We start from the raw sequence: 13202 nt of genomic DNA, 5'->3' as shown, positions 1-13202 counted from the left end.
CCGCGCGCGGTTCGCGTCACGCCTCCCGGCAGGCGTGACGCGAACCCCGTACCGTCGCGGACCCGTCAGGGGTACGCCACCACCGTGGACGGCGTCGTCGACGTGCCCGAGGTCGGCGACCCGGTGTCGTTGATCACGTGCTCGTACTGGCCGTTGCCGCCGAGCGAGACGACGAGCAGGTCGTGGAAGCGCACGCCGGGCCGGTTCGGCGCGGCGAAGCCGTGGTGCTGCACGATGGCGGGGTCGACGTTGTAGTAGCAGTAGCTGCCGAGGCCCCAGCCCTCGTGGGTGGTGACGTTGTCGCCGACCTTGTAGGCGGCGTAGCCCTTGACCGGGCCGTTCTGGATCGCGGCCTGGTCGGGGGCGTCGTACGCCTTCTCGTTCTGGAAGAAGATCGTGCGGCCCCGCTGCCCGTACCACTGCACGTCGTACTTGTTGAAGTGCTCGACGAACAGGCCCGTGCACAGCACGTCGTCGCCGTTCACGACCACGCCGTGGTCGGCGCGGTTGGTCTCCCAGCCGACGCCGGTGCCGTGGTCGGCACGCCACACCCAGGTGTGGTCGACGATCGTATGCCGGCTGTTGACGACCATGCCGGTGGTGGCCCGGCCCGGGCCCGCGCCGCCGACGCGGATGAAGACGTCCTGCACGGTGGTCGGGTTGGCGGAGTGGTCCCGGGTGGCGCCGGGCGGGCCGATCTCCAGCAGGGTCGGGGAGTTGACCGGGCCCGCGTCGACGAGGAGACCGGCGAGGCGTACGCCGTCGACGTCGGCGACCTGCAGGGCGGTGACGCCGTCCTGGGGGACGAGGGTCGCGTAACCCAGGCCCAGCACGACGGTGTCGGCCCGGTTCACCCGGATCGGCCGGTCCAGGTGGTAGATGCCCGGGGTCAGCAGGAGGTGAAGTCCCTGGGCGAGCGCCTCGTTGAGGGTGGCCGCGGTGACGCCGGGCCTTGCCACGTAGAACCGTGACAGCGGCAGGGATGTGCCGCGGGGTGTGCCGTTTCCCCAGGTGACGCCCCGGGCGTCGGTGCGCTTTTCCGGCAGGAAGACGCGGAACTCGCCGCCGCTGACGTGCAGGAAGGGCTTCTCGCGGGAGACGGGGGTGGTCTCCAGCGTGGTGTACGGCGGGCTGGGGAAGCTCTGTGCCGGGGCGCCCTGGACGCCGGAGAACACCATGTTCCACACGCCGTTGAGCCAGCCGCCGATGGCGCTGTCCCGTGTGTACCACTGCTGTTGGGAGTAGGGGCCGATCTGGCCGTCGACGCGGCTGTCGGCGATGTAGCCGCCGCTCGCCCAACCGTAGCCGGACGGGGCGAGATTGAGGCCGCCGCGTACGTGCATCCGGCGGAACGGGGCCGCCTGGGCCACGGCCCAGCGGTTGGTGCCGTTCGCGGGGACCAGGGCGAGGTTCTCCGCCGAACGCCAGAAGTTCTGCGTGGCGTTGCCGCCGAACCAGCCGGCGTCGACCGTGACATCGCCGTTGATCGTCGTGTCGTCGGGGGAGAGGCCGAGGCCCGCGATGGAGGTGTAGAAGCCGATCTGGGCGTTGAGGCCGTGGTACGTACCCGGCTTGAACAGCAGCGCGTAGCGGCCGGTGCCGAACTGGGCCGACTCCTGCTGCCGGAAGACCTCGTCCAGCCGGGCCTGGATGCCGGGCGTGGACGGGTCGAAGACGAGGACGTTCGGGCCGAGGTCGCCGCCGCCGGGCAGCGCGCGGGGACGCCCCCGCCCGGCCGGACGCGACGGCGCGGCCGAGCCACCCGGGGCCGGGGAGGCGCCCGAGGCGCCCGAGGCGGGGGAGGACGACAGTCCGGCCAGGACGGGGGCCGCCGCGGCGGCGGCGCCGAGGACGGTACGGCGGCCCGGGGCCGGCCTTCGTGGCTGGGGGGAATCCGGGGAGACAGCGGGCATGGGGCGGCTCTCCTTGTTCAGGAAGTGAACGGTGGGGAGGGAGGGAGCGCTCTCTTGCCGGGGAATGCTTCAGGCAGTTGAACGCACGCGTCAAGAGGCGCGGCGGAGTTCGGCGAGTGGTGTCCAAACCCTTGACGGGTCCACGTCTCCCGGTTTAACTCACGTCCTAAATTAAGCCGTGAGTGCACTCCCTGAAGGGACATCAGGAGCCATGCGCAGCATCCGAGCCGCGGCCGTAGGCGCCGTCACCCTGTCACTCGCCCTCGCCGCCTCGGCCTGCGGAGGGGGTTCGCCGACGGGCGGCGGGTCCGGCGACTCGCCGAAGACGCTCACGTACTGGGCCTCCAACCAGGGCGCGAGCATCGCGGTGGACAAGAAGGTCCTCCAGCCCGAGCTGGAGAAGTTCGAGAAACGGACCGGGATCAAGGTGAAGCTGGAGGTCGTCCCCTGGTCCGACCTGCTCAACCGGATCCTCACCGCGACCACCTCCGGCCAGGGCCCCGACGTCCTGAACATCGGCAACACCTGGAGCGCCTCCCTGCAGGCCACCGGCGCGCTGCTGCCCTGGGACGCCGAGCGGTTCGACAGGATCGGCGGCAAGGGCCGGTTCGTCGACGCGGCTCTCGGCTCGACCGGCGCCGCCGGCAAGGACCCGGCCGCCGTTCCGCTGTACTCGATGGCGTACGCCCTCTACTACAACAAGAAGATCTTCGCCGACGCCGGCATCGCCGAGCCCCCGGCCACCTGGGACGAACTGGTCGCCGACGGCAGGAAGATATCCGCGCGGGGCAAGTCGGTCCTCGGCGCCGAGGGCGCGAACCTGTCGGAGAACATCCACCACGTCTTCGTCTTCGCCCGGCAGCACGGCGCCGACTTCTTCACCTCCGACGGCAGGCCCGACTTCACGGGTGACGGTGTGGTCGCCGCGGTCAAGGACTACGTCGACCTGATGGCCAAGGACAAGGCCATTCCGGCCGGTGACGCCGAGTACGCGCAGAACCAGTCGGTGAGCGACTTCGCCAAGGGCAGGCAGGCCATGCTGCTGTGGCAGTCCGCGTCCGCCAACCTCACCTCGCAGGGCATGGACGAGGACGAGTACGGCGTCGCCCCCGTGCCCGTCCGGTCCGGCACCCCCGGCACCGGCACCCAGGTCAACTCGATGGTCGCGGGCATCAACCTGGCCGTCTTCCGGGACACCGGCAACCTCGACGGTGCCACCGAGTTCGTGAAGTTCATGACCGGCGACGAGGAGCAGAGGATCCTCAACAAGGCCTACAGCTCCATCCCGCCGGTCAGGTCCGCCCAGTCCGACGCCGCGTTCAACACCCCCTCGAACGCCGTCCTGAAGAACACCCTGGCCCACAGCGCCGCCGCGCTGCCGCAGGTCGCGGACGAGTCGCAGTTCGAGACGGCGGTGGGGACGGCCGTCAAGGAACTGTTCGCGGACGCCGCCGCCGGACGCGCGGTCACCACCGCTTCGGTGAGGGCCCGGCTCGCCAAGGCCCAGCAGCAGATGCCGGCGAAGTGAGCGCGATGACCACCACCACGGCCGCCGTCCGTAAGACGGCGCCCACGAAGTCCCCGGGCGCGGTGCGCGGACCGCGCCGCGCCGGGCGGATCCGCCGCGTCGGCCTGCCCTACCTGCTGCTCCTGCCCGCGCTGCTGCTCGAACTCCTGGTCCACCTGGTGCCGATGGTGATCGGCATCGTGATGAGCTTCAAGGAACTGACCCAGTTCTACCTCCGCGACTGGGGCCGCGCCCCCTGGGCCGGTCTCGGCAACTACAGGGTGTCGGTGGACTTCGACGCCCCCGTGGGCGAGGCGCTGCTGCACTCCTTCTTCGTCACCGTCGGCTTCACCCTGCTGTCGGTCGGCCTGTGCTGGCTGATCGGCACGGCCGCCGCGATCTGTATGCAGGATCCATTCCGTGGCCGCGGCCTGCTGCGGGCGTTGTTCCTCGTGCCCTACGCGCTGCCCGTCTACACGGCCGTCATCACCTGGGTGTTCATGTTCCAGCACGACAACGGCCTGGTGAACCACGTCCTGCACGACCAGCTCCACCTCACCGGCGAGCCGTCCTTCTGGCTCATCGGCGACAACAGCTTCTACGCCCTGCTCACCGTGTCCGTGTGGAAGGGCTGGCCGTTCGCCTTCCTCATCGTCACGGCCGGTCTGCAGAACATCCCCGGGGAGCTGTACGAAGCCGCCGCGCTGGACGGCGCCGGAATGTGGCAGCAGATCCGCCGCATCACGCTGCCGTCGCTGCACCCGGTCAACCAGGTGCTGCTCCTGGTGCTGTTCCTGTGGACGTTCAACGACTTCAACACGCCGTACGTGCTGTTCGGCAAGGCCGCCCCGGAAGCCGCGGACCTCGTCTCGGTCCACATCTACCAGGCGTCCTTCGTCACCTGGAACTTCGGCACCGGCTCCGCGATGTCCGTCCTGCTGCTGCTGTTCCTGCTGGCCGTCACGGGCGGGTACCTCCTGCTCACCTCGCGCGGGCGGAGGGCCGCGGATGCCTGAGTCCCCGATGGCCGCCCCGCGTTCCTTCCGCTGGACCCGGCGGATCCTCCTCACCCTGCTCACCGGCTTCGTCCTGCTGCCGGTGTACGTGATGGTCTCCAGCTCCCTGAAGCCCCTCGCGGACGTCACCGGCGAGTTCCGCTGGCTGCCCAGCGGGCTGACCGTCCGCCCGTACATCGACATCTGGTCGACCATCCCGCTCGCGAGGTACTTCGTGAACTCGCTGCTCGTGGCGGGCGCGGCGACCGTCTGCTCGGTGGTGATCGCGGTGTTCGCCGCGTACGCCGTGAGCCGCTACGACTTTCCCGGCAAGCGGGTGTTCACGGTCACCGTGCTGTCGACGCAGATGTTCCCCGGGATCCTCTTCCTCCTCCCGCTGTTCCTCCTCTACGTCAACATCGGCAACGCCACCGGCATCGCCCTGTTCGGCTCGCGCGGCGGCCTGATCCTGACCTACCTCACCTTCTCCCTGCCCTTCTCGATCTGGATGCTCATCGGGTACCTCGACTCGGTGCCGCGCGACCTGGACGAGGCGGCGCTGGTGGACGGCTGCGGGCCGCTCGGCGCGCTGATCCGGGTCGTCGTCCCGGCCGCGATCCCCGGCATCGTCGCGGTCGCCGTCTACGCCTTCATGACCGCCTGGGGCGAGGTGCTGTTCGCGTCCGTGCTGACCAACGACACCACCCGCACCCTCGCGGTCGGCCTCCAGGGCTACTCCACGCTCAACGACGTCTACTGGAACCAGATCATGGCCGCCTCGCTCGTCGTCAGCGTCCCCGTCGTCGCGGGCTTCCTGCTGATGCAGCGCTACCTGGTGGCCGGACTGACGGCGGGAGCCGTCAAGTGACCGACTCGCCGTCCTCCGAAAGGGATCACGTGTCCGACCCCATCGACCTCGCCGCGCTCCCGCACGACTTCCTGTGGGGCACGGCCACATCGGCGTACCAGATCGAGGGGGCCGTCGCCGAGGACGGCCGGGCGCCCTCGATCTGGGACACCTTCTCGCACACGCCCGGCAAGACCGACAACGGTGACCACGGCGACATCGCCTGCGACCACTACCACCGCTGGCGCGAGGACATCGGCCTGATGCGGCGCCTGGGCACGAACGCCTACCGGTTGTCGATCGCCTGGCCGCGCGTACTGCCCGGCGGGGACGGCCCGGTGAACCCCAAGGGGCTCGACTTCTACGACGCGTTGGTGGACGGGCTGCTGGACGCGGGCATCACCCCCTGCGTCACCCTCTACCACTGGGACCTGCCGCAGGCACTCCAGGACCGCGGCGGCTGGCCGCGGCGGGAGACCGCCTTCGCGTTCGCCGAGTACGCCTCCGCCGTCGCCGGCCGCCTCGGCGACCGCGTCACCCACTGGGCCACCCTCAACGAACCCTCCTGCTCGGCCTGGATCGGCCATCTGGAGGGCACGATGGCCCCAGGCCTGACCGACCTGTCCGCCGCCGTGCGCGCCTCCTACCACCTGCTCCTCGGCCACGGCCTGGCGACCCGCGCGATCCGCGCGGCCGCCACGAACGCCGAGATCGGCATCGTCAACAACCTCTCCACCGTGCACGCCGCCACCGACCGCCCCGACGACCTGGCCGCCGCCCGCCGCCACGACGGCCACGTCAACCGCTGGTGGCTCGACCCGGTGCACGGCCGCGGCTTCCCGGCCGACATGGTCGAGACGTACGGCGTCGAACTGCCGCAGCGGCCGGGCGACTCGGCCGCCATCGCCGCCCCCCTGGACTGGCTCGGCCTGAACTACTACTTCCCGGCGTACGTCACCGACGACCCGAACGGCCCTGCCCCCTACGCCCGTTCCGTCCGCCGCCCGGGCGTCCCGCGCACCGGCATGGACTGGGAGGTCGACGCGAGCGGCATCGAGACACTGCTGCTGCGCCTCACCCACGAGTACGGCGCGCGCAAGCTGTACGTCACCGAGAACGGCTCCGCCTACCCGGACGCCGTACGCCCCGACGGCACCGTCGACGACCCCGAACGCCAGGACTACCTGGTCGAGCACCTCACCGCCTGCGCCTCGGCGGCCCGCCGGGGCGCCCCACTGGCCGGCTACTTCGCCTGGTCCCTGCTGGACAACTTCGAGTGGGCCTACGGCTACGCCAAACGCTTCGGCCTGGTCCACGTCGACTACCGCACCCAGGCGCGCACGATCAAGGGGAGCGGACACCGGTACGCGGAGATCGTCCGCCGCCATCGGGGGGTGACGCGCCGGGCGGCCTGAGCCGGTGGCCGGGCGCCCCGACGGGGGCCGGACGGCGCTCCGGGGATCCCTCACCATGAGCGCGTCCTGGACCGTACGTGGCCTGCGTCCCGCGGTGTTCGCGGCGGTGTGCGTGCTGCCGGCCGCCGCCGGGCACGGGCTCGGCACGGGTGACATGCCGCCGGTGCGGGCCGAAACCGCCGGGTTCCTCGGGGTTTACCGCGCACGGGATGCGCGCGGCCGCGACGCACGGCCACACCCCCGAGGCCACGAAGAGCAGCTCCGCGAAGCCCGCTTCGGCCTCGGGCGACTCCAGCGACTCCACCGCCCGCGGGCTGGGCGTCGCCGGGCTGATCGTCGGCCTCCCGGGCCTCGCGGCGGCGGCCTTCGCCCTCGTACGCGTCCGGTGCGCGCGCTCGTAGCACCGCACAAGTGAGGGGCCCGGACCAGCCGATGGTCCGGGGCCCCTCCGCACGCACGCCGCAAGGAGTCACCGCAGGGCGGGCTCCAGCAGTTCCTCCACGGGCGTCACCGGGGCGGTCCGGGAGGTGCGGTACAGCCACCGCACGTCCCGTCCGAAGGACCACAGCAGCGATCCCAGCGCCAGCAGCGCGATCCCCAGGTTGGCCGCGTGCGGCAGCAGTTCCGCGCCGGCCAGCAGCAGGCAGACGCCCTGCAGCGCGGCGACCGTCTTGCGGGCGAAGGACGGCGGGAGGGGGGCGTTCAGCCAGGGCAGGGCCCGGGCGGCGGCGACGAACGCATATCGCATACCGCCGATCAGCAGCACCCACGGACCGAGCTGCATGGCCACGTACACGCTCAGCACCAGGATCAGGAACGCGTCGACCTCCATGTCGAAGCGGGCGCCCAGCGCCGTCGACGTCCCCGTGCGGCGGGCCACCTTGCCGTCGACACCGTCCAGGATCAGGGCCACGGCGGTCAGGCCGACCAGCAGCGTGACCGGCGGGGAGCTCTCGAAGGAGTCGGCGACCAGCGCGGTCACCCCGCCGACGAGGGTGGCCCGGCCGAGGGTGACGCGGTTGGCGGGGCCGAAGGAACTCAGCCGGGAGCGGTGCAGTGCCCGGGAGAGCACCGCCCAGGTGGCGATCGCGAACGCCAGGCCCGTCAGCCAGCCGGCCGGCCCCATGCCGATGGCCGAGCCCAGCAGGGCCAGCAGCAGGATCTGAACGCCCGCTCCCACAGCGGTCTCCTGCTGGACCAGCCTCGCGTCGTACGTGTTGTTCAGGGCCACCGCACATCCTCCGGCCGAGTGACAGAGTCGATCATCGCCGCGTACTGTGCGCGGCCTGTGCACATCTCCCTGTGCACAACTCGGTACGTGAACAACTTCCCGATCGTTCAGGAGGATGCGGATGAACCACTCGGCCCGCGCGTTTTGGCTTCGCTCGCCGGGGTACGGCGAGATCCGCGACGTGACCCTCGCGGCGCCGGCCGAGGGCGAGGTCGTGGTCCGCGCGCTGTACTCCGGAGTGAGCCGGGGCACCGAGACGCTGGTCTTCCGCGGCGGCGTCCCCGAGAGCCAGCACGCCGCGATGCGGGCGCCGTTCCAGGAGGGCGACTTCCCCGGCCCGGTGAAGTACGGATACCTCAGCGTCGGCGTCGTCGAGGAGGGGCCCGAGGAGCTGGCCGGCCGCACGGTCTTCTGCCTGTATCCGCACCAGAGCCGTTACGTCGTCCCGGTGAGCGCCGTGACCGTGGTGCCCGAGCACGTGCCCGCCGAACGGGCGGTCCTCGCCGGGACGGTGGAGACGGCAGTGAACGCCCTGTGGGACGCCGCGCCCCTGATCGGCGACCGCGTCGCCGTCGTCGGCGGCGGCATGGTCGGCTGCTCGGTCGCCGCCCTGCTGGCCCGCTTCCCCGGCGTACGGCTGCAGCTCGTCGACGCCGACCCCGCGCGCGCGAAGACCGCCGAGGCCCTCGGTGTCGGGTTCGCCTCGCCCGAGGACGCGCTCGGCGAGTGCGACCTGGTCGTCCACGCCAGCGCCACCGAGCAGGGCCTGACCCGGTCGCTGGAACTGCTCGCCGCCGAGGGCACCGTCGTCGAACTGAGCTGGTACGGCGACCGGCGCATCGCCCTCCCGCTCGGCGAGGCCTTCCACTCCCGTCGGCTGACCGTGCGCAGCAGCCAGGTCGGCACCGTCTCCCCGGCCCGCCCCGGCCGCACCTACGCCGACCGGCTCGCCCTCGCCCTCGACCTGCTCGCCGACCCCGCGCTGGACGCGCTCGTCACCGGCGAGTCCGCCTTCGACGAACTGCCCGACGTACTGCCCAAACTGGCCTCCGGGGAGATCCCGGCCCTGTGCCACCGGATCCGCTACGGCGACAACGGCTGACGGGCCCGTCCGGTCCCAGGCCACCGGCCGCCACCGCAAGAGCGCCTGACCTGAGAAAAGAGTGAGGCCTGACCTGAGAAAAGAGTGAGGAGCGACTGAACACGGGGAAGCGAAGAGCCGTACTACACGGCATCCCCCGGCAGTAAACCGCCGGGGAACCAGACGCGCCGCACCTGGAGGGTCGTCCGTTGTTCAGCATCACCGTCCGCGATCACATCATGATCGCCCACAGCTTCCGCGGCGAGGTGTTCGGGCCCGCCCAGCGGCTGCACGGCGCCACCTTCCTGGTGGACGCCACGTTCCGGCGCGAGCAGCTGGACGACGACAACATCGTCGTCGACATCGGTCTGGCCACCCAGGAACTGGGCGCCGTGGTGAGCGAGCTGAACTACCGCAACCTCGACAACGAGCCCGACTTCGCCGGGATCAACACCTCCACCGAGTTCCTCGCCAAGGTCATCGCCGACCGGCTCGCCGAACGCGTCCACAAGGGCGCCCTCGGCGAGGGCGCCCGGGGACTCGCGGGCCTCACGGTCACGCTGCACGAGTCGCACGTCGCCTGGGCGAGTTACGAGCGTGCGCTGTGACCGACACGACCATCGAACGCAAGCCCCTCGACGGCCCGTCGCCCCTCACCTACGTGCCTGCCCAGCGCGAGGCTCCGAACCACGTCGGGATCATCCCCATGTCCCTGCGCACCGTGCACTTCGTCCTGCCGGGCGGCATCGACGACCCGGCCGCCCCCAGCGGCGGCAACGCCTACGACCGGCGGGTCTGCCTGGACCTGCCCGGCTTCGGCTGGCAGGTCACCAAGCACCCCGTGGACGGAAGCTGGCCCCGCCCGGCTGCCGCCGCCCGTGACGCGCTCGCCCGCACCCTGCGGGACCTGCCCGACGGCGCGGTCGTCCTGCTGGACGGGCTGGTCGCCTGCGGTGTCCCCGAGATCGTCGTCCCCGAGGCCGAACGGCTGCGCCTGGCCGTCCTGGTCCACCTGCCGCTCGGCGACGAGAGAGGCCTCGAGCCGTCCGTCGCCGCGGACCTCGACGCCCGTGAGCGGGCGGTGCTGCGGGCGGTGCCCGCCGTGATCGCCACCAGCGACTGGGCGGTGCGCCGCCTCGTCTCCCACCACGGCCTCGCCCCCGAGCGGGTGCACGTCGCCGCCCCCGGCGCCGACATCGCCCCCCTCGCCCCCGGCACCGACGGCGTCTCCCGGCTGCTGTGCGTGGCCGCGGTGACCCCTCGCAAGGGCCAGCACCGGCTGGTGGAGGCGCTGGCGGCGGTCCGGGACCTGCCGTGGACCTGCGAGTGCGTGGGCGGACTGAACCAGGACCCCGAGTACGTCGCCCACCTGCGCACCCTCATCGCGCGGCACGGTCTGACGGACCGTCTGCACCTGGCGGGCCCGCGCTCCGGCGCCGCCCTCGACGCCAGCTACGCCGCCGCCGACCTGATGGTCCTCACCTCCTACGCCGAGACCTACGGCATGGCGGTCACCGAGGCCCTCGCGCGCGGCATCCCGGTACTGGCCACCGACGTCGGCGGCCTGCCCGAGGCGGTCGGCCGCGCCCCCGACGGCGGCGTCCCCGGCATCCTCGTACCGCCGGAGGACCCCGCCGCCCTCGCCGCCGAACTGCGCGGCTGGTTCGGCGAGGCCGACGTGCGCCGCCGTCTGAAGGCCGCCGCGCGTGGCCGCCGCGCGGCCCTCGACGGCTGGGCGGCCACCGCCCGCAGCCTGGCCGGAGTCCTGCTGCGACTCCCCGACGAACCCCGGAGGGCGGCATGAGCCGTACGACCACGACGACCGACGGGATTCCCGCCCAGCCCGGCCCCCATGCCGTGCCGGACGCGGCAGTGAAGGCGGCGACGACCATGACGCACACGCAAGGGGCCGCCGCCCGCGGCGAGCACGGCCCGTCCGACGTGATCGCCGGCGCGGGCCCCGTCGCCCGGCCGGGCGAGCGGGCCACCGTACGGCTCAGGGAGACCGGGCCCGACGAGCCGCCCCGGTACGCGCCCGAGTGGCTGCAGCTGCGCGAGGCGGCCGACGGGACGGCCCGGGCGCTCGACCTGCTCGACCCGCTGCGGATCCGGCTGGCCAACCTGCCCGGTCGATGCGGCGGGCTGGCCATCCACGACCTGGGCTGCGGCACCGGCTCGATGGGCCGCTGGCTCGCCCCCCGCCTGGACGGCGCCCAGCACTGGGTCCTGCACGACCGCGACCCCTACCTGCTGCACTTCGCCGCCGTCGCCTCCCCCCGGGCCGCCGCCGACGGCAGCCGCGTCACCGTGGAGACCCGGCGCGCCGACGTCGCCCGGCTCACCCCGGACGCCCTGGCCGGCGCCTCCCTGGTGACCGCCTCCGCCCTGCTCGACGTCCTCACCCGCGAGGAGGTCGAGGCACTCGCCGACGCCTGCGTGGGCACCGGGTGCCCGGCGCTGCTCACCCTGTCCGTCGTCGGACGCGTCGACCTGACCCCGTCCGACCCGCTGGACGCCGAGATCGCCGAGGCGTTCAACGCCCACCAGCGGCGCGAGGGACTGCTCGGCCCCGACGCGGTCACCGTGGCCTGCGAGGTCTTCGGCGAGCGCGGGGCGAGCGTACGGGTCCATCCGAGCCCCTGGCGGCTGGGCCCCGACGACGCCGAACTGACCGCCCAGTGGCTGCGCGGCTGGGTCGGCGCGGCCGTCGAGGAACGCCCCGCCCTGCGCGAGCGCGCCGAGGGTTACCTCCAAGGCCGCCTGGCCGCCTGCGCCGCGGGCGAGCTGCGCGTCACCGTCCACCACAGCGACCTGCTGGCGCTGCCCCGGTCGGCGGGCGGCCAGGCATGAGCGGGGGGACCTCGCGGAGGGCGAGCGCCGGGGCCCCTCAGACGGTGAGCGCCAGGACGACGCTGGCGGCCAGCGCCCGGACCACGCGACCGGGCGCCGCCAGGACCGCGCAGGCGTCCGGCGCCGCGACGAAGCCCCGGACGGTGCGGGCCGCCACGCACGCGCGCGTGAAGCCCACCACGACGCCACGCGCACGCGTGCGCAAGGGCGCGGGCGCGCCCCCGCGGACGCCCTCCTCGGTGTCCGGGCACGCGGTCACCGTGAAGGCCGTTACCGTGCACGGCCCTTCGCCGCTCACCGAGACGACGTTCCCCGAGGCTCTGGGCACCGAGGTTCCGGACACCGAGGCTCTGGACATCGAGGTTCCGGACGCCGAGGCGACGCACGCGCCCCAAGCAGCGGCAACGCCCGCGCACACCCCCGGTGCCGACGCGCCCACTCCCCAGGCCGCCGTCCCCCGCACCGGCCCGCGCGCCTTCCTCGCCCGCCTCAACACCCCCGCCGTGAAGACCCACTTCGGCACCGTCGCCGGAGCCGTCATCCTCGCCGTCCTGCTGTGGCGGCTGGGTACGGGCGTGTTCCTCGACGGGCTGCGGCGGATCGACACGGCCACACTGCTCGTGGCGCTGGGCATCGGGGTCGTCACCACCGTGTTCAGCGCCTGGCGGTGGCAACTGGTCGCCCGGGGCCTCGGGATGCGGCTGCCGCTCGGGGCGGCCGTGGCCGACTACTACCGGGCGCTGTTCCTGAACGCGGCCCTGCCCGGCGGCGTGCTCGGCGACGTGCACCGGGCCGTGCGGCACGGGCGGAGCGCCGGGGACATGAAGCGCGGCGTACGGGCGGTCGTACTGGAGCGGGTGGCCGGGCAGGTGGCGCTCGCGGTGGTCGGCGCGGTGGTGCTGCTGACCCTGCCCTCGCCGGTCCGCGGCGAGGCCCGCAGCTTCGCCGCGCCGACGGCGCTGGCCGTGGCGGGCGCGCTCGCCGTCGTCCTCGCCGTCCGGATGAACCGCGCCCCCTCCCGCCGAGGCAGCGCCCTGACCAAGACCCTCGGCGAGGCCCGCCGGGCCCTGCTGTCGGGCCGCGACTGGCCGGGCGTGACGCTGTCCTCCGTTGTCGTCCTGGCCGGACACCTGGCGATGTTCGTCGTGGCGGCCCGCGTCGCCGGCTCCGGCGCCTCCGTTCCGCTGCTGCTCCCGCTCGCGGTCCTCGCCCTGCTCGCCATGGGCCTGCCGTTGAACGTCGGCGGCTTCGGCCCCCGCGAGGGCGTCACCGCCTGGGCGTTCGGCGCCGCCGGGCTGGGCGCGAGCAGCGGGCTGGCCGTCGCCGTGGTGTACGGGGTGCTCAGTTTCGTGGCCGCCCTGCC

Annotated in this window: 11 protein-coding genes and 1 pseudogene; 10 read left to right on the top strand and 2 right to left on the bottom strand. The window is 72.9% G+C overall.

The window, feature by feature from the left end; translation table 11 throughout:
- Positions 1-65 precede the first annotated feature (65 nt).
- Positions 66-1913 (bottom strand): coagulation factor 5/8 type domain-containing protein, encoded by a 1848-nt coding sequence (locus tag ACZ7L0_RS01925; RefSeq protein WP_471240419.1) that lies wholly within the window; start codon positions 1911-1913, stop codon positions 66-68.
- 211 nt (positions 1914-2124) lie between these two features.
- On the opposite strand from ACZ7L0_RS01925, the gene ACZ7L0_RS01920 reads away from it, so the two are divergent.
- The 5 genes from ACZ7L0_RS01920 (at position 2125) to ACZ7L0_RS01900 (ending at position 7078) form a co-directional block, all read left to right on the top strand.
- A complete protein-coding gene (locus tag ACZ7L0_RS01920; RefSeq protein ID WP_471240418.1) occupies positions 2125-3441 on the top strand; it encodes an ABC transporter substrate-binding protein in 1317 nt (438 codons plus the stop codon).
- A 5-nt stretch (positions 3442-3446) separates the two neighbouring features.
- The gene (locus ACZ7L0_RS01915) at positions 3447-4436 is read left to right on the top strand and encodes a carbohydrate ABC transporter permease (RefSeq protein WP_471240417.1); all 990 of its coding nucleotides are present in this window, start codon (positions 3447-3449) and stop codon (positions 4434-4436) included.
- A 7-nt stretch (positions 4437-4443) separates the two neighbouring features.
- Positions 4444-5283: a carbohydrate ABC transporter permease gene (locus ACZ7L0_RS01910; protein WP_471240964.1), complete on the top strand. Its 840-nt coding sequence runs from the start codon at positions 4444-4446 to the stop codon at positions 5281-5283.
- Between the two features lie 29 nt (positions 5284-5312).
- Positions 5313-6677 carry a GH1 family beta-glucosidase gene (locus tag ACZ7L0_RS01905; protein WP_471240416.1) on the top strand — a complete coding sequence of 455 codons (1365 nt, stop codon included), beginning with the start codon at positions 5313-5315 and terminating at the stop codon, positions 6675-6677.
- 209 nt (positions 6678-6886) lie between these two features.
- Positions 6887-7078 carry a hypothetical protein gene (locus ACZ7L0_RS01900; RefSeq protein WP_471240415.1) on the top strand — a complete coding sequence of 64 codons (192 nt, stop codon included), beginning with the start codon at positions 6887-6889 and terminating at the stop codon, positions 7076-7078.
- A gap of 68 nt (positions 7079-7146) precedes the next feature.
- Here the strand turns inward: ACZ7L0_RS01900 and ACZ7L0_RS01895 are convergent, their stop codons facing one another.
- The gene (locus ACZ7L0_RS01895; RefSeq protein WP_471240414.1) at positions 7147-7908 is read right to left on the bottom strand and encodes a CDP-alcohol phosphatidyltransferase family protein; all 762 of its coding nucleotides are present in this window, start codon (positions 7906-7908) and stop codon (positions 7147-7149) included.
- A gap of 121 nt (positions 7909-8029) precedes the next feature.
- On the opposite strand from ACZ7L0_RS01895, the gene ACZ7L0_RS01890 reads away from it, so the two are divergent.
- The 5 genes and pseudogenes from ACZ7L0_RS01890 to ACZ7L0_RS01870 all read left to right on the top strand — a co-directional run.
- Complete coding sequence (locus ACZ7L0_RS01890; protein ID WP_471240413.1) at positions 8030-9010, top strand: zinc-dependent alcohol dehydrogenase; 981 nt, start codon at positions 8030-8032, stop codon at positions 9008-9010.
- 188 nt (positions 9011-9198) lie between these two features.
- Positions 9199-9597 carry a 6-pyruvoyl trahydropterin synthase family protein gene (locus ACZ7L0_RS01885; RefSeq protein WP_471240412.1) on the top strand — a complete coding sequence of 133 codons (399 nt, stop codon included), beginning with the start codon at positions 9199-9201 and terminating at the stop codon, positions 9595-9597.
- Positions 9594-10793, top strand: coding sequence for a glycosyltransferase family 4 protein (locus tag ACZ7L0_RS01880; RefSeq protein ID WP_471240411.1), 1200 nt, complete (start codon positions 9594-9596; stop codon positions 10791-10793). Before ACZ7L0_RS01885 ends, ACZ7L0_RS01880 begins: the two co-directional genes overlap by 4 nt.
- A complete protein-coding gene (locus ACZ7L0_RS01875) occupies positions 10790-11839 on the top strand; it encodes a methyltransferase domain-containing protein (RefSeq protein ID WP_471240410.1) in 1050 nt (349 codons plus the stop codon). Before ACZ7L0_RS01880 ends, ACZ7L0_RS01875 begins: the two co-directional genes overlap by 4 nt.
- Positions 11840-11982: 143 nt before the next feature.
- A pseudogene (locus ACZ7L0_RS01870) lies at positions 11983-13191 on the top strand (lysylphosphatidylglycerol synthase transmembrane domain-containing protein); the annotation flags it as partial.
- Positions 13192-13202: the final 11 nt, after the last annotated feature.

The sequence above is a fragment of the Streptomyces sp. NPDC039424 genome (genome assembly GCF_055639495.1).
This window is presented reverse-complemented; position numbering and strand designations above follow the sequence as displayed.